Below are 18354 nucleotides of genomic sequence, written 5' to 3' on the forward strand. Positions count from 1 at the left end.
TCTGATAGGGCTTTTTACTATCCAGATAAAACAGCATGGAATGCCCGTAGGCGAAGTAACCACTTCGCCTAGTGCTTTTCACTTTTTTCTTTCTTTGTTTTTGAGCCCAACAACCAATCAACACTAACTTCAAGTTCATCAGCAATCGTTTGTAAAGACATGGAATCAAGGACCATTCCATTTAATACTGCTTCCGCTTTAAACTTAGGCAATTTAAAAAGTTTAGAACATACTTGAACTCGTTCAATCATTAAACCTGGTACACCTAGCGCATCCAATTCATTATTCAAACGTTCAGATAATTTTTTGTTAGACATGATTGTCTCCTCAGGTATTTTTTATCAGTGTAAAACACCTAAGCTTAAGGATTGATTAACTCACGAAGATGAACATTGATATGCTTTGTACTGGACAAAAACTATTAGGCCCGCGCAAGTCAGGTAACTATCTGTCCAAAATAATCCATATCCAGGTCAACTACCTCGGGATTATTTGTTAGCGCGTATTTTTTAATTTTGCCAAATCAGAAATACTTATCCACCTGCGGGGTTAGACAGGTTTTCTTATATTGGAACCTGGATTTTTTTATCTAAGGGATTTAAAGAAATTTGCATAACTATCGATTAATACTAAGGACTAAATCTAAAAAGTTTAGTATTCCTCCCTTGACTTATCTCAAAAAAGCCAGGGGGAGATCGGACCATCGGGTCGTATAATGGGGTGATTTCAATTGCCGCTTCATGGACCATGATTTATGAAATCCCTCCGCTGCAGGCCATAGTGTTCTGGGTCCATATTTTCGATTAATCTCATCAATCAAGGTCATGATTTTTTCTGTCTCAAGCAATTTTTGATCGCTAGGTTGATGAAATAAATCCATCTGTTGGCATTGTTTACCCGTTAAATCTGCCAATAAAACACCGCATTTTTGATATTGAATTCCTTTCCGATAAATTCGTTCAAGGCAAAATTTTGCAGCAGTTATTAAATATCTCATATCATCGGTTGGATTTACTAAGCGAAAACCAATGGAATTTGAGTATTGCGTTAAATCTTTACGAAATGGATTAGAACGAATAAATACTGACATATATTGGGTGGCTAATCCTTGCTGTCGCATTTTGGTCCAAGCGATTCCACAATGATGACTAATTGCCTCCTGCATAAAGCCAAAATTTGACTGTAAGCTGCCAAAGGAGCACGATGACATAATCGATTGCTTAGGTGCAATCTCCTCTAGTTCTAGACAAGGTTTTCCTGATAATTCTAACACTGTCCTTTGCAATACCACATTAAAATGGTCTTTGACGAATTGAGGGTTCATTGTTGAGAGCTCATAGGCATTGGTAATGCCAAACTCAATTAATTTTTTATACCATTGATGCCCAATCCCCCAAACTTCATTAAGTTTCAAATGAACAAGCCAATGTTCTTCTTGATTGGTCACATTAAACACTGGGATTTTTAATTTCTTTTTAGCGACATGATTAGCCACCTTAGCCAGTGTTTTGCTGCGCCCAATGCCGATTGATATAGGAATACCTGTGCTTTTTAGAATTGTTTTTTGTAAATGCCAACAAAATGCATCAATTTTATCTTCAGGCAATGACTTTACGTTCAGGAAGGCTTCATCAATGGAGTAAATTTCAGTATGCGGCCAATTTTCCTCAATAACCGTCATAACTCGATGCGATAAATTCTCATAGAGTGCATAGTTGGAAGAAAAAACGTGGACATTATGCTGCTTACAAAGACCTTTGACTTCAAAATAGGGAACCCCCATTTTAATGCCAATTTCTTTGGCTTCATTGGAGCGTGCTACTACGCAGCCGTCATTATTGCTTAATACAATAAGGGGAAGATTTCTTAAATCGGGCCGAAATAGACGCTCGCAACTTGCGTAAAAGTTATTGCAATCAATAAGTGCAAACATGATTAATCGTCTGATGAATAACGTAAGTAACCACTCCCCAAATGACTAAATCTTGCGAATCAGTAATATCAATGGGTTGATAGGATTCGTTAGCAGGTAGAAGTTGCACTCTATTTGCTGTTTTAGAAAGCCTTTTTACCGTTAACTCTCCGTCCAGCGCTGCAATTACAATTTTGCCATGAGTAGGTTCAATATTTTTATCAACAATTAGCATATCGCCAGATTGAATCCCTGCACCTATCATTGAATCGCCCGCTGCAATTAAAAAAAAGGTCGATGCAGGGTGCTTTATTAGATATGCGTTTAAATCCAGGTAAGACTCGATATAATCATCGGCAGGAGAGGGAAAGCCTGCTCGAACTTTGGAGCTATAAAGTGGAATACCTTGAAGTTGATTTTCAAGGTATTCTTTCACTTCCTCAACGCGAGAAATGGGAACGCGTAGGGTTTTGGTTAATTCCCCATAACGACTGCTACCTACAGGACGCCCAGCGCCTGCTCTTTTTCCGCCACGACTCATATTGTCTCTATTATTTGATTAGTGTTACATTAATCAAATAATAGAGACTGACAAATCGTTTGTAAATAGGCAAATTATCTATTTATTTGCCATATAAGATAAGTCTCGGATTGTTTACTCAAAAATCCGAAAAATTTTTTAAACTAGTTTTTGAGCGGGAAGAAAAATAGTAAAAAACGCTACAAACATTACAAAGCTCAGCATTTTGTGTGGAGCTTAATAATTTCCCTACCCAAAGCGAAGCTTGGTGAAGCAGCGTTTCGCTCTATCAAGATTCATTTCCTTACGACGGTTGCTGATTGTTTATCTCATTGAGTAAACCATTTTTCGTAAAATTTGTTGTAAGTTCCGTCCGCTTTAATTTCTTCTAACGTTTTATTGAGGGTTTGCACTAGCAGCTTATTGCGCGGGTTTACCCCAAATCCTAGGGGCTGTGGATAATTAGGCACGGCTGTAAGAATACGTATTCCAGGATGTAGCTGAGTATAATAATCTGCTACAGGAAATACCTTTATGACAGCGCCAATTTTTCCAGTTATTAGATCTTGAATGGCTTTATTGAAATCTGCAAAATGATAAACTTTAATCCCTTTTATTTTGCCAGACTTTTGCATTTGTAAAGCAATGTCATAATCAGTAGTCTTTGCTTGGACACCTATGATTTGATTCCGTAAGTCATTCATCGATTGAATGTTTGGGGTCTTCTTAACATTAATTAAAATGCTTAATGTAGTTGTCATATAAGGTATTGTATAAGGTATGACCTTTTTCCGATCGGGCGTAATAGTAATACCCCCCATGATTACATCGTATTTATTATTCTTCAATTGCTGAATAATTACTTCCCACGAGGTATTAACATACCTGGGTTTTAAATGAAGACGTTTGGACATTTCGTTCATTAGGTCAATTTCAAAACCAACTTGCTTATTCTTTTGTGAGAATTCTAGAGGTGGGTTGGTGAAATAGGTTCCTACAGTCAGTTCACCTGGCTGTAATGTCTGGAGAACTGCAGCATATCCTGTTGCATAGTGGCTAAATAAAATTATAATTATAAAAGGATAAATAGTATATCTGTGTAAACACTTCAATTTCATAAGTTTTCCTTTTTAAAATGCATTCCATTCGGTATATCTCCGAGCATTAATTCTTACATTTTTCGTGCAATCACAAAAAGGATAGAAAATTTTTCATGGTATCTCAAGGTGATAATGTAAGCATCCGAGCTTCGTTTTATTGTCTCATTAATACGTATACCACACTGCAGCCCTGTTTGGCACCTGAAGGTGAATTAGTAGAAAGTAATATTTTTATTCCTGCAAACTCTCGAGGACCGGTACAATTACCCTATTGGATAACAAACAGTACTGTATATCAAAATGCCGCTATTTTTCCCTTTGCTCCCGATGTGTTGGCAGCCTATCGTGTGCGTGGTTTTCATTTACATAGGAGTAAAATTACCATAGAGAGCTGGAATAACGTTCGATTAGGTGAGCAAAAACGTATACAACACATAATTTTGCTGACAGATTTATGAATAAAATTTGTTGAGAAAAATAAACCGACGAGTGTAAGTTATTGAATCTTGATTATACTCTTTCCTATCATGATATCCTTAACTGATATTACAAACGCTCCCTGGACTATAATTAATATAGATTTTGAAAAAAAATACTACCAGAAATAAAATTAAAAAATCCCTTTACTTCAACAAGGAGGGAAATCATGAAATGGATAGTCGCTGCCAACTCGAATGAATGTTGCTTTTATGTTTATGATTCTAAGCATTTAGATGCTTTGAAGTCATTAACTCACTCAAAAGCTAAATTGCAAAATCGAGAGTTAGTTACTGATAGCCCAGGAAGTTATAAAGCAGGTAATTATATCCATGGGGCATATGAGTCTCGAACAGAACCTGAAAAAGTTGAATCTGAAAAATTTGTTCAAGAAATTGCTCAGGAATTAAATGATGGTCGAGTTCGTAATCAATTTGATGGGCTCGTTATCATTATGCCAGCTCAAATGGAAGGGCTGCTTTCAAAACATCTTAATAAGGAAGTAAAAGAACAGGTTGAGACAGTTTTGCATAAAAATATAATGAATTTCTCTAAGAATAAACTGCAAGATTATATTAAAAGCCACATTTAGTTCTGTAAAATTCTAATAGAAGGATTCGCTTAAATTGCCTCTTAAATTTAACGAAATTCTGATGGGCTATAATTAAAAAATAAGGAGAATAATATCCAAAAAAGAGTCTGGAATAACGGGAAACAAGATAAGCTAATTGATTAAATAATTAATACTTCCGGTCTCTTAAGGATGAGGAGGAGTATAATGTCTGTTAGATCAATTGAATCTTCATTGGCTAGTACTTATCGATGGTTAAATGAATTTAAGGAAATGGGACACTTTCGTGATGAATCTCAAGCCTATTCAGTATTGAGAATAGTGTTACATGAATTAAGAAATCATTTACCACTGGATATTTCTGCGCATTTATCATCCCAATTACCGCTTTTTCTAAAGGGAATGTATTTTGATGGCTGGGATCCTTCAAAAAAAATAACACGGGATGAGTCTTTCGAAGATTTTATAGCTCCAATGAGGAGTTCTATTAGCAATTTAGATGTCAATCTAAAGGAATCCGTCAGAGAATGCTTTCATTTTATTACCAGTAAGTTAGATGATAATTTAGCGGCAAAAGTAATAAATTCTTTGCCAGAAAGTTTAAGAAATGCCCTTATGGTTTCTTAAACTCTCTTTTTTCGAGCATGGTAGGATAATATTGAAAAGCACTACGGAGGGTCTATGGATAGTGCGTGCAATGATACTTAAGTGGATTACCTGATAATCGTTGCCTTTGAGTTAGGGTCTTTGTTTTGCTCCTGTTTGAAAACTCCGGAACAAGGATGAATTTACAAACTAAGGTTTTCAGGCTAAATAATATAACAAGGAATTTCACTTAGGGATGTTATGAAAAAATGGATTGGTTTTTTTGCTGCGCTCGTGGTGCTTGTTCTTGTGGCTTATTATGTCATGGGTTATATCGCTAAAAGCACCCTCAATAAAAATGTAAATGCTATTCCCAAAACGTCCCTAATGTCTATTGATCTTGAGCAATATCAACTTGGCTGGTTTTCATCGAAAGCAAGATTGAAGCTCAAAATGCATATTCCAGCACAAAAAACAACGGATAAAGAAGGTGTGACTAAAATAGAGCCACCCGCTAATCTTAAGGTTGATGTTCCTCTTACTATTAAACATGGTCCGGTAATATTTACCAAAAATGGTATACGTTTTGGCATAGCCCAAGTAACAACCAAACCTGAAACCCATTATGGTGTGTTAATTAATTACTTTAACAAAACGGTTTTAAGATACACGCTGCCATCCATTTCTATGCAAGGTAAATCGGAAGCAAAAGAAGGCGACTTCCAGTTCAATTGGAAGGGATTAAAAGCCTTGCTTTGTATTTCTTCAAATATTGATAATGTTGATGGGCATTTAAAGTTATACGGTGTTGAAGGCTCTGCAGATAATGTCATCTTGAAAATTGGTAAGGTGAGGAATGATTTGCAGCTGAAGCGTTACCATGATTGGTTATGGTTAGGCCAATCGCATCTTGATATTTCCTCTGCCTCTATGGATGCGGAAGGAGCAAATATATTTGCTCTCGAACGATTTGATTTCACAGCAGATTCTGGGGTCACCGAAGATGTATTTCACTTAAACAGTGCATTATCTTTGAAAAAATTGGTTGCTAACAATCAGTCTTATGGTCCAGGTATCTTGAAGTTAAGTATCACAAACCTGGAACCTGCAGCGCTGGCTAAGATTAATCAACAAGCATTGGATATGATGCAGAATAATAATGACCCTAATTTGGTCATGCTTGCATTGCTTGCTGAATTGCCGCGATTACTGACCAAAGGTCCTGTATTAGAGGTTTCTGAAATGACTTTACATGTGCCGCAGGGGAAGATTGAAGGCAACTTAAAAATAGTACTTCCCAAAAATGAGACCAATGATCTTAACCAAACCATGCAAAAAATGCATGGAGAAGGGCGATTTAAAGCGCCTATTGCAGTGATTAGAGAACTTATGGTGGCATCAATTAATAGTGATCTGGCCAACAAGACACAAACTACAGCAGATGGAACAACAACACCTCAGCCTGCAGCTATTCCAATGCCGGCATCAACTCCATCCACTTCAATGCCTGTGGCGACACCTGAAGATGCTCAGCAACAAACGGATAAAATTTTACAAAATCTGGTTAGCAAAGGGTTTTTAAAGATTGAGGGCAGAGATTATGTGCTTAACTTTAAGATAGAAAATCAACAGCTTATTGTGAATGGGCAGCCATTTAATTCAGCCATGCTGCAATGAATGGTTCCCATTCTAAATGTCTATACTTAGATATATTTTTAGCCTCATTCTTAATCAAATGAGGCTCAACCAGGTGTGAGATGTTTTTAAATTGTACTTTGTTGCAAAAACGAATACTGATTGTGTTAATGACTTCTGTATGGGTTAGTGTATGTCAGGCCCAATATGATCCTTGCCTGGGAAAATCTGTTTTTGTCATAGAAACGGCAACCGTTACGGAAAGTCAGAAACTGTTGCCAATGATTGCACCTTATCAAAAAATTGAGAGGGATGGAATAAAATACTATTGCGGTACGTTTAATGATTATCCTGTGATGCTGGTTCATACAGGAGTGGGCAAAGTATATGCTGCCGTAACGAATGCACTTTTAATTAGTACCTATCATCCCAGGTTTATTTTATTTGTGGGACTCGCAGGTCGATTGGATCCTACATTAAAATATGGAGATATCGTAATTGGTAGTGAGGTGTATCAGGTTGAGCATCTCAAAATGAGTATAGGAAGAACTAATAAAATAAATCCGAATACAGGGCTAGTCTATTCGCCACTATTACAACCTGAGGCAGAGGTTTTGCGATTTGTTCAAACGTTACCTGCTTTTAAAAATTTTTCCGTTGTCTATGGAAAAATTGCAACCACAGATGAATTCCCTGAAAGTAAAAAACTGATGAAAGAAATTATAAAATCTAATTCGCGTGCGATCGCAATGGAAGATTATGCTGTCATTGCAACTTGTCAGTTATTGGATACAAACTGTTTAACAGTCCGAGCTCTCAGCGATAACCCGTATAAAATTTTAACAATGCAAGATGAAAATAATTATCATATTGAGGAAAAAGAGCGATTACTGACAACTAACAATCTTACGCAATACGTGAGAATATTTTTGGAAACATGGTTAAAGCAACAGCAAAATGATAGGTGATAATCTTAGACATGTATTCTAATGTCAGATTTGGAATCTGACATTAGAAGCCATAGTCACAATCAATATAGAAGCTGTTGAGTCACAATAGCTGCAGCCCCTACAGCAATAGCTTGTACAGTGTAGCGACTGGGAAGATGTTCTTTAAAAAAACCATAATAAAAATCAGCCGCTGAAATGGAATCTCCTTTAAGGTCTTCCTCTATAAGCTCATCAGTATCTTCTTTAAGGTCTAACGATTCTTTTTCTGAGGGGGGTGCACATAAATTAGGCTTTACAGCGCTTTCCTGCTGTTGTTTTAACTGTTCTAACTTACTTTGAGTAAGTTGTTCCTGCGTATGTGCATATTCCTTTGTTATTTCCTCCAGTTGATTGTTTAATGCAAGGCGATACGTTTCCGCAGACTCATAAGGAGTAAATTCTTCTTTTAAGGCTATTTCACTTGTTGTGTATTGCTTTTGAATTGCTTTTAAATTTTCGATTTGCGGAACCCGATAAAGAAAAGAAATTAACCAATAATAAAATTTGGTAATAAAGAAGGTATTGCTCCAATGATGATTAAACTGAATATAATTCTCAGTGGTCATATGAAACGTGGTAAGCCTTTGGGAGAGGGAGTTTATTTTACTGATGACTTGATCTTTTTTCTCTGTTAATGCTTGTAGAGAATCTTCCAGTTTTTTTGTTGCATCAACTCCAACTGTCTCATCTGATGGGGTGACGTTATTTGCTGGGAGCTCAACGCTACATAGGCTTACCACTCTCGCTACATAGTCCTTGATTGACTCGCTGTCTGCTCTTGTTAATTGAGGTTCATCGAGGTCGATATGCTGGTTTTGACAATATTTTTTAATTTCCTCAAGCAATGCCATAGATTGCAATCGTGTTGTCACTTTTTTTTCATTAACACCATTAATGATTATTTGCTTAAACCAGGAGAAAGTAATCGATCCTTGATAACTAACATTGGCATAGGCTTTTAAATGTTGATAGTAAATGATTGCAAACATTAAACTTTCTTGCGTTGTTATCTTTGGTAAATAAAAAAAATACTTTTCTTCAGCAACGCTGAATGCTACTCGATGATGAAATAGTTTGGCTTTTTCATGCAGTTTATTCACTACTTGCTTGATTTCGGTAATTCCTAACTGTTCTATTCCTAAACCAATTTTTATCATGGCCTTTGCAGTTGAATGTTGTCTTAAGTATTCTTGATTTCCCGGTGATGCTGGAAGGTTAATGAGATAGTCTTGGAAGAGCTGCCAATAGGTTGTCATTGAAATCATAATAATCCCTTAAATATGAGTGTGACATTTCTAATGTAAATCGCTCTTCTAAAAAAAGCTATATTAAGTCCGTTTCGAGCAATACATAATCAATTAATGGCTTAACGTCATTCTTCAGATTTCACTCAAAGCTATGCCCGAGCGTGCAGAAGCTTAAATTAATGAGGGTATTCACTGCAGGAATCATTGAAATCTTTGAATTTAGAATCTGTTTTTCTTGTCTGGGATAGTATAGGCAACGAAATTCAGCTTTCATTGCCTATCGTTCTACAGTTTTTCAATGGTAATAAGCCAATCAGGGCCTGCATTAAGCTGATGCAATTTTGCAAAATTACCTTGATTGGTGGCAATAGCCAATTTGAGCAGACTATTTAAATAAAGCAAATTAGCGCCTTTTTCCGTATCACCAAAGGTATTATGGAAAGAAATAATATCAGAATATTTTTGTACTTGATTATGATAAATTTTTACCTGATAACGTCCTTTGGCTTTCATCCCGTATGCATTTATTAAATTTTCATCAATGTTTGTCCAAATGTTGCCATATTTAGGATCTAAAATAACAATAGTTCCGCGTAAAATATTATTTTCTATAACAGGTTTCTGATAAGGTATTTTTACAATAGGTTTATCTGATAAAGGTCCTACCTCTGCAAATGAAATTTCTCCTGCAGCCAATTTCGCGGCAGTATAGCCATAGACATCTCGACCAAAAAAGGTGTAAGAATTATTTGAACCTTTTAAACGATGTTTCCTTTCATCAATAAGACGAACTTCTTTAATGCCATAGGCATCATCGATTAATGTCAATGTTCCATTGTCAGGAGTCACAAAATAAAGTCCATTATTTGTTAGTGCCACCACAGAGCGACGTTGTGTTCCTACGCCTGGATCAACAACACTGACAAACACAGAGGCCTTCGGCCAATAGGGGGCTGCTTGATAAAGGCGATAGGAAGCCTCCCAAATATTATAAGCAGGAATGTCATGGGTTAAATCTGAAATAATCAGTGACTTATCAACGGAATAGATAACCCCTTTTACTTCACTAACGGCAGCGTCTTTGTAACCAAAGTCACTTTGAAATATCACAATACCGGATTTGGCAAAAACAGTCGATGAGAATAGAAGAAACAAAGTAAAATTTTTTAAAAAACGCTGTGTGAGGCCAGGCATTTGTACTACCTTTAAAGAGTGAACGATTATAAAACATATTATGTTTAATTTTTCTTGTCTAGTTGTTTATCTGGCTACAGGCAAAATTCTATTTTGATTATATAATGCTTAATTTGAGTCATTATCGTCCTAAATGGATTCCCGCCTTCGCGGGAATGACAAAAAGCTCAATTTATAAGGTATGATTATAAACCCACTCAAACAGGATGAGCTGGCCATCACATTGACAAACCTATCGTAATGGTTCCAAATTCTCTAACGTCGTAGGGATTAATTCAGAAATAGTTGGATGAATATGCACAGCATCTCTGATGAGGGTATAGGGTTTATCGGCATACATAACATCCAGGATAGAATGAATAAGCTCATCACCATTGACACCTAAGATTGCTGCGCCCAATATTTTTTGCGTGTCAGCATCAATCATTATTTTGATAAAACCAGTGGGTTCACCTTTTATGACGGCGCGTTTGATTTGCGTCATAGGACGTTTGGCTACGAGGGCATTATAACCTTTGCTTCGTATTTCTGCTTCGGTCATGCCGCAGCGTCCCAGAGCTGGATCAGTGTAGAGAGCATAAGCCAAAATACGATCACTCACTTTGCGTTGTAATCCTGCAAGTAAATTATCTGCAACGATTTGATAGTCATTATAGGCAGTATGAGTAAATGCACCTCGACCATTACATTCTCCTAACGCCCAAACATTCGGGACAGTGGTTGTTAGTTGATCATCCACCACAATCATGCCGCGCTGATCAATTTGAATATCAGTATTCTCCAAACCTAGATCGTCCGTATTCGCTTGACGACCAATAGCGATTAATACATGTGAACCATCAACTGTGGTCTTATTATTATTACAGCCAACATGTGCCGTAATACCTCTGGCAGAAGCTGAGAAAGACAAACAATTTGTATCAAGACGTACATCAATACCTGAATCTTGCATGATTTCAAGCACGGTATCGCAAACGTCAGCATCTTCTCGAGCGATTAGCCGAGATGCTTTTTCAATAATGGTAACTTTCGCACCAAAGCGACGGAAAATCTGGGCAAATTCCAGGCCGATATAGCTACCACCAACAATAATTAAATGCTCTGGAACGGTATCTAATTGTAAAATAGAGGAATTCGTCAAAAAATTAATCTGGTCTAATCCATCCATCGGGGGGATAAATGCACGAGCACCAACGTTAATAAAAATTTTTTCACCAATCAATCGCTCATCGTTAACTAACAGTGTGTGGTTACCCTCGAAAAAAGCATGTCCATGATAGACGGTAACATTTGGGGTACCTTTGAGCCATTGTTCCACACCATGGCTTGCTTTATTAACAATAGCATCTTTACGTGCCTTGACTTTTTTCATGTCCGTTTTAATGGAGCCACTAATCTCAATACCAAAATCGCTGGCGCGTTGGGCATGATAGGCAATTTCAGCGCTGGCAACCAACGTCTTGGTAGGAATGCAACCTGTATTAACACAGGTGCCGCCGAATTTATCGCGCTCAATAATAGCTACTTTTAAGCCTGAATTGGCAAGACGAACTGCTAATGAGGGACCTGCTTGACCTGCTCCCACAATAATGGCATCAAAATTTTTAGCCACAATACTCTCCTTGTATTATTAGCCAGGCACCTATTAAATTTATGGCCTGTCGCAATATAACGTTAAATAAAAGTAGTTGATCCCAGATTATAAGGTAGTTTAGGAAGTATAGACGCAACGCCCATTGTTGCGATTATTTGCATAATTCCTAAATCCCCTGTGGCTTTTCGGCCTATAGTTAAATGAATTTTAATTAATTGCGTTACTTTTTCTCTGTCATTTTGATAGATAACTTTTAAGGGTAAACTAATTTGCCATTGGTTGTCTGTGGCTTTCAGTAATTGTGGTTGTCCATCTAACTGGCTAGTCATTGTTAGCTTTTGGGTCTTGATGGCTTCAATATTACCTGATTTGTCTAGAGCGGCTTTAAATTCAAACCAACCATGTTCTGTATAACATGATTGCAATTTCTGCAACTGTGTATCGACTGATTCAGAATCAAAATTAAAAGATTGAATTGCAGCCTGCTTTGCCCAATTTAAAACAAGCATTTGATCAACCTTTGTTTCAATAGGAATTCTATAGTCACAATTAATGTCTGTTTGTTGAGGTTCAGGAGAAGAGGTGAGTGTAGTTTGTGTGTTTTGTAGCGCTTGAGGCGATGTGGCAGCTATTTGTATTTCAGGCGTTTTCGGTTGCATGGTTTGTAGCGATTCTTCTCGCTTAATTTGATTTGAATTTACGTTGTTTGAAGCTGTTGCTATTGTTGGAGACGTTTTTTCAACGGCACTTGCTTTAGCCATAATTGGTAGTTCAACATCACTGGTTTTCCATCCTATAGAAAAATTAATATTAACTAATTGTGTGATTTGATTTTTATTACTTTGGTATGCAATTTTTAGAGGTAGAGAGAGGTTCCATTGCTTAGCCTCTGCTTGTTGTGAATCTCGCCAATTACTTAGATTAGTTGCTGCCCTATTGGCAAACTTTTCTGTTGCAGCCTTAACTGCCACAGTTTCTTGCTCTGTAACCCAGGATTGCAAATTTAATATTGAGGCAGCTAAAGCCTGCAAATCCAATTCTGGGCTACCTTGTTGTAACCAGTTTAAAGTGAGTAGCTGTTCCATTTCAGCCATTTGCCCTAGAGGAATCGTGAGATGTTGGATGGGTGAGGTTTTTTGTGGAATTTCGTCGGTTTGCCGCATGGAGTAAGCAATGAGTCTTGTTGCATTAGGCTGTGGTTTTTTTTGCGGCGAATTTGCTTGTTGCTCAATATTAATATCGGGGAGAGAGTAGCGAGTAGTTTGAGGAAGCAATGATATAAAGAATGGCTCAATGATTTTGCGGGCAGCATCTCGAGTATCAATACTTTTTTGCGCCATAATTGAATAAGTGTTTTGCGCTGCATCTACCAATGATTTAAGTTTCAGAGATAAAGGGGCTTTGCGTGGTGTGACAATCATTTGCGCGATACCTAGATTCCCTGTAATTTTACGACCTACTGTTAAATAAATATTGAGAAAATGCACAACACCTTCGTTGTCATTTTGATAAAGAACTTTAATAGGCAAAGTAATTTTCCATTGATCATTGGTAGATTCGATAAGTTGCGCCTGACCATCCATCTGACTACTCACAATCAGATTTTGCTTTTTTATGATTTCCGTATTACCAGACTGAAGCAACGCAGTTTGAAACTTGCGCCAGCCACTTTCAGTGTAACAGGATTGTAATTTTTGTAATTGCTCTTCAAGAAGCGGGGCATTAAAAGAAAATGATTGTGTGACAGCGTGTTTTGCCCAGCTTAAGACAAAATCTTGCTCAATTTTTGCGGTTTCAACAGGAATATTATAGTTACAATTCATTTTATGGGGATCTTGTTGTCCTGAAGAGGCTTGCATAGCGGCTAAAGCTTCGAGAGCAACAGACGGGGGATCCATTTCTTCCTTGGTTTCTGTTTGCTCTACAGCAGCAGATGATGTAGTGTCCGTGTTAGCAGTATCTGGAACTTGTAAAGCCTGTGCATGGATGCAGATTAAATTAAACAATGCACCGCAAAGAAGATTTTTTTTCATGAAACAAATCCCTGTACCCATAATAGATATCTAATAATTTTGTGATAATAATTATGATTCGTCTAGAGGTAAGTTTTAGGGGTTTAAAATAAAAAAGATAATTTACTTCAAGTGGTTATGATTTTTAGAGGACTAGAATAAAATATCCCGTAAGCGTTGCTGCTTACGGGATATGATTAAATGCTTCTCTGCGTTATTTCTTATGAGTGGGTCTGGTTGAAAGTGGTGATGGATTAAAAGGCTCCAGATCATGTTCTTGTTCGTCTTCCATCCCAATAACTTTTGCCTCACTATTCTTAGAAGGCGTTGGTTTTGTTGCAAGTGGACTAGGATTAAAATTTGATTCCTCTTTTGGGCGAGGTGTTGGACTAGGTAATAAATTGTGTCCTAAACGTTGAACAAATGCATCATATAATTCTACGGTGGGCAAAGTAATTCGTACGGAAAGTATATTGCCATCATCGTCGTGCTCAATGAAAAAGCATTTGGAATCGATGCCATTTTCTTTTTTAAATTCTTCTAACTCTTCCAAGATAGCATGAATATATTTTTTTAATTCAATTTTCTCTTCAATAGTCAACTTGTCAGGATCACATTGCAATTCAATAGTTAACGTCCGTTGTTCTCTATCAAAGTCCACTGTTAATTTATTTTTTAATAATTCTTCTATGACTGCCGCATTAAACCGTGCGTTTAATTGAGGTGTATCGCTGCCTACTATTTCACCCCAGTAATCTTCCGTTGGTTCCCCAGTAAATTCTTCAGTTGTTTCGGATGTAAGCATGGAACTATCTTTGGCTTTTTTGTTTTCCCTATCCTCATCGGTGTGGCCGCCGGCACTACCACCGCCACCACCACCGCCTCCACCACCACCCCCGTGACCCGGGCAGCGACGGTTCGGCGCTACTTCCTGAAAGCAGATTTTACAACGAGTGCGCGCCGACTCAAGGGCAGCTTCCTCCCTTTCCTTTTCTTTTTTTTGCCTTTCCTGGAGTTTTAGAGGATCTAATAGTGATGTATTGTGAGGCTTATTTGTGTCCATAGTTTGTCCAGTAAAAAGAAATTTATCCATATCATATAAATGTTTAATTTATTTTGTGAAAAGAGGTTTAAATATTTACAATCTCTTAACAAAATTTAAACAGTAGACAGGCATTATAGGAGCTGGTGGTTTACTAAAAAGTCATGGGCAACTTTCTGTGGAGTTATTTTTTTGACATCCACGAGATAATTTAAATGCTGCATTGTTTTATTATTAATTATTCCAAGCAATGGCTGTAATATAGAGATTATTTGCGGATATTTTTTAAGAATAGTATTACGAATTACAGGGGCTGCATAGTATGGTGGATAGAAGTGCGCATTGTCTTTAAGCATGCGTAAATGAAATTCAGCAATTCGACCATCGGTTGTAAAGGCCTCGATAACTTGAACGTTATTATTTTGAATCGCTTGATAAACAAGGTCAGGTTGCATTTGCACAATTTTTTTAAAATCAAGACGATAGGCTTGGCTCAAACCAGGTAAGCCATCAGGACGTTTGATAAATTCAGCTGGGGCAGCCAGGGTCAGTTGATTGGCAATCTGCGCTAAATCGCTTAAGTTAACTAGATGATGGACTTGAGCAAATTTTTCTGTAACTGCTAATGATTCAGCATTATTAAATCCGAAGGGGGCTAACCACACGAGGTCAAAATCTTTAAGATAAGCGTCGCGAACAAATTGATAAGTTTGTCCTGGATTTTTAATTTGACTTTGTCTTAATACAACCAGATAAGCTGTTCCAGTATATTCGGGATAAAGATCGATTTGTCCTGCAAGCAAAGCATTCTGCAATATAGTCGTTGTGCCGATATTGAATTTCTTGATAACTTTTATATCAGATTTTGCTTCAATCAACTCGGCCATTAAATGACCTAAAATATATTGTTCAGTAAAATTTTTGGTGCCGATTACAATTGAATTTTTAGTATTGTGAAAAGACGCGAACAGATAATGGGTTATTATCATAAGCAAGGCAGTAACGATAATACCCACTAGAATAATTTTCATTTTTTTAAAGCGAAGGTTTAAACGCTGGCGATGTGAGAGCAAAAGCGTCATTGTTGCAATGACATAGTCAATCGTTAGAGCAAGTAAGGCTGTAGGAATCGCACCCAATAAAATAAGGTTCGAATCATCTAGCGATAAGCCTTGTGTAATAAAATCGCCTAAACCACCCGCACCAACAAAGGCAGCAATCGTTGTAATGCTAATTGTCAGGGCCATAGAAATTCGAATACCACTCATAATGACAGGAAGTGCCAATGGAAGTTCAATAATGTATAGGCGTTGCCAACGTGTAAAACCAAGACTATTAGCTACCTCAAGATACGTAGGTGAAACGCCTTTTAAGCCAGTATAAGTATTACTTGTTATAGGTAATAACGCATAAATAATGAGAGCAATTAAGGTTGGTTTTAATCCTATTCCCACAAAAGGGATTAAAAAGCCAAGCAAGGCAATACTTGGGATTGTTTGCAATATATTCGTTGTTCCAAGTACAACGTTTTTTAACTTCGGTAAGCGAGTAATTAGAATTCCTAAACTAATACCAAAAATAATCGCTATGACCATGGCGCAGATAGCAATAGAAATATGCTCGCTTAATTTTGTCTGTAATTCAGGCAGATGAGATTTTATAAAGTCCCAGGCGCTCATATTAATCGCTTTTCTTATTGTTAAGTAATTGGCTTACGAATTCGCTAGCAGGATGGGCTAAAACCTCTTCTGTTGTACCAACTTGTTCAAGACCACCATCATGTATAACGGCAATTCGGTCTGCTAAACGAAAGGCTTCATTAATATCATGTGTTACAAAAATAATTGTTTTCTTAAGCTTTTTCTTTAATTCAATGACTTCGTTTTGTAAGGATTCACGCGTAATGGCATCTAATGCGGCAAAGGGCTCATCCATCAAAATATACTTAGGATTAGTTGCCAGAGCACGTGCTACGCCTATGCGCTGCTGTTCTCCTCCCGACAATTCATCAGGATAACGGTTAAAATATTTTTCTGGTTCCAGATTAACTAAATGTAATAGTTCATTAACACGTTTAATGCGTTGTTCTTTAGGAATTTTCATTAAGTGCATAATAATGGCTATATTAGTACCTACCGTCATATGAGGAAAAAGGCCAATATGTTGAAATACAAATCCCATTGAGCGACGCAATTGCACTTTGGGATAGGTTTGTATTAGTTGGCCGTCTATTTCTATTGTGCCTGTAGTCGGTTTAAGAGAATGATTAATCAGCTTAAGTAAGGTTGATTTTCCTCCACCCGAGGAGCCTACTAATACTAATGTTTCACCATCCATAATGGAAAGATTAATATTTCGTACGGAATAAGATGCTTTATCATCAAAGGATTTGGAAACATTATATAGTGTGATCATGACTAATTACATCATCGTAAAAAGACATTCACCAGCATAACATTCGGTTGAATTTTATGAAATTGAAAATTTAGATTAATAGAAGAACAACGATCGTCGGCCAAACATAGACTTTACATCACTATTTTTTTTAGTCGTTGTGCATCCTGTGGCGCACAGCATTTCTCGTCATTGTCAAAATAACAATAAATTGCTTTTCCATTATTCTGCCAATCACTAATCTTCTTGGCATATTCTAATAAGGTTTGATCTTCGTAGGCTCCCTGATAGGGTTTTAAATTAGGACCATGCATACGAATGTATATAAAAGGACTTGTTACAATTTGTGGTGATTGATAAGTTTTGAAATCATAAAAGCAAAGTGCCATCTGGTGTGTATCTAACAATTCATAGAGAGACTCGCAAAACCAGCTTTTATGACGAAACTCGAACGTATAAGCGTATTGATGAGGTAAGTTTTCAATAAATTTTTGTAAACACGGAAGATCAATAGGCCAATAAGGGGGAAACTGAAATAAAATGGGTCCTAGTTTTTCTTCAAAATGACTAAAAGCATCGAGAAGTCTTGCAACACTATCGGTTGTATCCTGTAGTTTTTTCATATGTGTAATATAACGATTCGCTTTGCACGAAAAGATAAAATTTTTTGGCGTTAATTCTAGCCATTTCTTGATATTTTTCTCTTTAGGTATCTGATAAAAACTATTGTTAAGTTCTACCGAATTAAATATTTCGGCATAGTAAGGTAATGTTTGGGTTTGTTTGATTTTTTCTGGATAAAAATTACCTATCCAACCTGAGTAGACCCAACCTGATGTCCCTATGCAAATTTGGTTTTTAGGCATGTGAATATCCTTACAAATTTATTGCTGTCTATTTTTAAATATAGCAATGGCTTTAAGTCCATCGTAATTAATTTTAAAGCTTGTAAAGTTTTATAAAAATTTTAAAAAAATGATGATTGCAAAAGAATTGCGATAGGGTTTCTATTATTAATATCCTATTTTACTTACTTTACTTAATGTTTCTATAAGCCTTCTTGGTTAGAATACCGCGCCATT

17 protein-coding genes are annotated in these 18354 nt (G+C 36.8%); 5 read left to right on the forward strand and 12 right to left on the reverse strand.

All coding sequences use genetic code 11. The features are described 5' to 3' along the window. Positions 1–68: 68 nt before the first annotated feature. The 4 genes from PXX05_RS01795 to PXX05_RS01810 all read right to left on the reverse strand — a co-directional run bounded on the left by PXX05_RS01795 (position 69) and on the right by PXX05_RS01810 (position 3550). Complete coding sequence (locus tag PXX05_RS01795) at positions 69–317, reverse strand: hypothetical protein (RefSeq protein ID WP_275089340.1); 249 nt, start codon at positions 315–317, stop codon at positions 69–71. Between the two features lie 353 nt (positions 318–670). Continuing rightward, complete coding sequence (locus PXX05_RS01800) at positions 671–1933, reverse strand: Y-family DNA polymerase (protein ID WP_275089341.1); 1263 nt, start codon at positions 1931–1933, stop codon at positions 671–673. After that, positions 1917–2453 (reverse strand): LexA family protein, encoded by a 537-nt coding sequence (locus PXX05_RS01805; RefSeq protein ID WP_275089342.1) that lies wholly within the window; start codon positions 2451–2453, stop codon positions 1917–1919. The genes PXX05_RS01800 and PXX05_RS01805 overlap by 17 nt, the downstream gene beginning before the upstream one ends. Positions 2454–2761: 308 nt before the next feature. Then, on the reverse strand, positions 2762–3550 hold the full coding sequence (locus PXX05_RS01810; RefSeq protein ID WP_275089343.1) for an ABC transporter substrate-binding protein: 789 nt from the start codon (positions 3548–3550) through the stop codon (positions 2762–2764). 95 nt (positions 3551–3645) lie between these two features. Between PXX05_RS01810 and PXX05_RS01815 the strand changes: the two genes are divergently transcribed. The 5 genes from PXX05_RS01815 to PXX05_RS01835 all read left to right on the forward strand — a co-directional run bounded on the left by PXX05_RS01815 (position 3646) and on the right by PXX05_RS01835 (position 7768). Next, positions 3646–3990, forward strand: coding sequence for a hypothetical protein (locus PXX05_RS01815; protein ID WP_275089344.1), 345 nt, complete (start codon positions 3646–3648; stop codon positions 3988–3990). Between the two features lie 188 nt (positions 3991–4178). Continuing rightward, on the forward strand, positions 4179–4601 hold the full coding sequence (locus PXX05_RS01820) for a host attachment protein (protein ID WP_275089345.1): 423 nt from the start codon (positions 4179–4181) through the stop codon (positions 4599–4601). Between the two features lie 186 nt (positions 4602–4787). Further along, positions 4788–5207, forward strand: coding sequence for a DUF2267 domain-containing protein (locus tag PXX05_RS01825; RefSeq protein ID WP_275089346.1), 420 nt, complete (start codon positions 4788–4790; stop codon positions 5205–5207). 219 nt (positions 5208–5426) lie between these two features. Next, on the forward strand, positions 5427–6842 hold the full coding sequence (locus tag PXX05_RS01830) for a YdgA family protein (protein WP_275089347.1): 1416 nt from the start codon (positions 5427–5429) through the stop codon (positions 6840–6842). A gap of 80 nt (positions 6843–6922) precedes the next feature. Continuing rightward, a complete protein-coding gene (locus PXX05_RS01835; protein WP_275089348.1) occupies positions 6923–7768 on the forward strand; it encodes a 5'-methylthioadenosine/S-adenosylhomocysteine nucleosidase family protein in 846 nt (281 codons plus the stop codon). A 62-nt stretch (positions 7769–7830) separates the two neighbouring features. On the opposite strand, the gene PXX05_RS01840 is transcribed toward PXX05_RS01835, so the two are convergent. The 8 genes from PXX05_RS01840 to PXX05_RS01875 all read right to left on the reverse strand — a co-directional run bounded on the left by PXX05_RS01840 (position 7831) and on the right by PXX05_RS01875 (position 18138). Beyond that, a complete protein-coding gene (locus PXX05_RS01840; RefSeq protein ID WP_275089349.1) occupies positions 7831–9054 on the reverse strand; it encodes a hypothetical protein in 1224 nt (407 codons plus the stop codon). A 267-nt stretch (positions 9055–9321) separates the two neighbouring features. After that, complete coding sequence (locus tag PXX05_RS01845; protein WP_275089350.1) at positions 9322–10230, reverse strand: SAM hydrolase/SAM-dependent halogenase family protein; 909 nt, start codon at positions 10228–10230, stop codon at positions 9322–9324. Positions 10231–10462: 232 nt separating this feature from the next. After that, positions 10463–11842: an FAD-containing oxidoreductase gene (locus tag PXX05_RS01850; RefSeq protein ID WP_275089351.1), complete on the reverse strand. Its 1380-nt coding sequence runs from the start codon at positions 11840–11842 to the stop codon at positions 10463–10465. A gap of 62 nt (positions 11843–11904) precedes the next feature. After that, positions 11905–13857, reverse strand: coding sequence for a DotI/IcmL family type IV secretion protein (locus tag PXX05_RS01855; RefSeq protein WP_275089352.1), 1953 nt, complete (start codon positions 13855–13857; stop codon positions 11905–11907). A gap of 193 nt (positions 13858–14050) precedes the next feature. Next, a complete protein-coding gene (locus PXX05_RS01860) occupies positions 14051–14899 on the reverse strand; it encodes a hypothetical protein (protein ID WP_275089353.1) in 849 nt (282 codons plus the stop codon). 113 nt (positions 14900–15012) lie between these two features. Continuing rightward, on the reverse strand, positions 15013–16557 hold the full coding sequence (locus PXX05_RS01865) for a glycine betaine ABC transporter substrate-binding protein (RefSeq protein ID WP_275089354.1): 1545 nt from the start codon (positions 16555–16557) through the stop codon (positions 15013–15015). Between the two features lies 1 nt (position 16558). After that, positions 16559–17293, reverse strand: a complete 735-nt coding sequence (locus tag PXX05_RS01870) for an ATP-binding cassette domain-containing protein (protein WP_275089355.1) — start codon at positions 17291–17293, stop codon at positions 16559–16561. 113 nt (positions 17294–17406) lie between these two features. Next, a complete protein-coding gene (locus PXX05_RS01875) occupies positions 17407–18138 on the reverse strand; it encodes a DUF72 domain-containing protein (RefSeq protein ID WP_275089356.1) in 732 nt (243 codons plus the stop codon). Positions 18139–18354: the final 216 nt, after the last annotated feature.

The organism is Legionella cardiaca (genome assembly GCF_029026145.1).
Lineage (GTDB): Bacteria > Pseudomonadota > Gammaproteobacteria > Legionellales > Legionellaceae > Tatlockia > Tatlockia cardiaca.

What these genes read in the sequence shown, in the direction of transcription:
- PXX05_RS01795 (WP_275089340.1), bottom strand. Translation starts at nt 317, where the DNA reads ATGTCTAACAAAAAATTATCTGAACGTTTGAATAATGAATTGGATGCG.
- PXX05_RS01800 (WP_275089341.1), bottom strand. Translation starts at nt 1,933, where the DNA reads ATGTTTGCACTTATTGATTGCAATAACTTTTACGCAAGTTGCGAGCGT.
- PXX05_RS01805 (WP_275089342.1), bottom strand. Translation starts at nt 2,453, where the DNA reads ATGAGTCGTGGCGGAAAAAGAGCAGGCGCTGGGCGTCCTGTAGGTAGC.
- PXX05_RS01810 (WP_275089343.1), bottom strand. Translation starts at nt 3,550, where the DNA reads ATGAAATTGAAGTGTTTACACAGATATACTATTTATCCTTTTATAATT.
- PXX05_RS01815 (WP_275089344.1), top strand. Translation starts at nt 3,646, where the DNA reads ATGGTATCTCAAGGTGATAATGTAAGCATCCGAGCTTCGTTTTATTGT.
- PXX05_RS01820 (WP_275089345.1), top strand. Translation starts at nt 4,179, where the DNA reads ATGAAATGGATAGTCGCTGCCAACTCGAATGAATGTTGCTTTTATGTT.
- PXX05_RS01825 (WP_275089346.1), top strand. Translation starts at nt 4,788, where the DNA reads ATGTCTGTTAGATCAATTGAATCTTCATTGGCTAGTACTTATCGATGG.
- PXX05_RS01830 (WP_275089347.1), top strand. Translation starts at nt 5,427, where the DNA reads ATGAAAAAATGGATTGGTTTTTTTGCTGCGCTCGTGGTGCTTGTTCTT.
- PXX05_RS01835 (WP_275089348.1), top strand. Translation starts at nt 6,923, where the DNA reads ATGTTTTTAAATTGTACTTTGTTGCAAAAACGAATACTGATTGTGTTA.
- PXX05_RS01840 (WP_275089349.1), bottom strand. Translation starts at nt 9,054, where the DNA reads ATGATTTCAATGACAACCTATTGGCAGCTCTTCCAAGACTATCTCATT.
- PXX05_RS01845 (WP_275089350.1), bottom strand. Translation starts at nt 10,230, where the DNA reads ATGCCTGGCCTCACACAGCGTTTTTTAAAAAATTTTACTTTGTTTCTT.
- PXX05_RS01855 (WP_275089352.1), bottom strand. Translation starts at nt 13,857, where the DNA reads ATGAAAAAAAATCTTCTTTGCGGTGCATTGTTTAATTTAATCTGCATC.
- PXX05_RS01860 (WP_275089353.1), bottom strand. Translation starts at nt 14,899, where the DNA reads ATGGACACAAATAAGCCTCACAATACATCACTATTAGATCCTCTAAAA.
- PXX05_RS01865 (WP_275089354.1), bottom strand. Translation starts at nt 16,557, where the DNA reads ATGAGCGCCTGGGACTTTATAAAATCTCATCTGCCTGAATTACAGACA.
- PXX05_RS01870 (WP_275089355.1), bottom strand. Translation starts at nt 17,293, where the DNA reads ATGATCACACTATATAATGTTTCCAAATCCTTTGATGATAAAGCATCT.
- PXX05_RS01875 (WP_275089356.1), bottom strand. Translation starts at nt 18,138, where the DNA reads ATGCCTAAAAACCAAATTTGCATAGGGACATCAGGTTGGGTCTACTCA.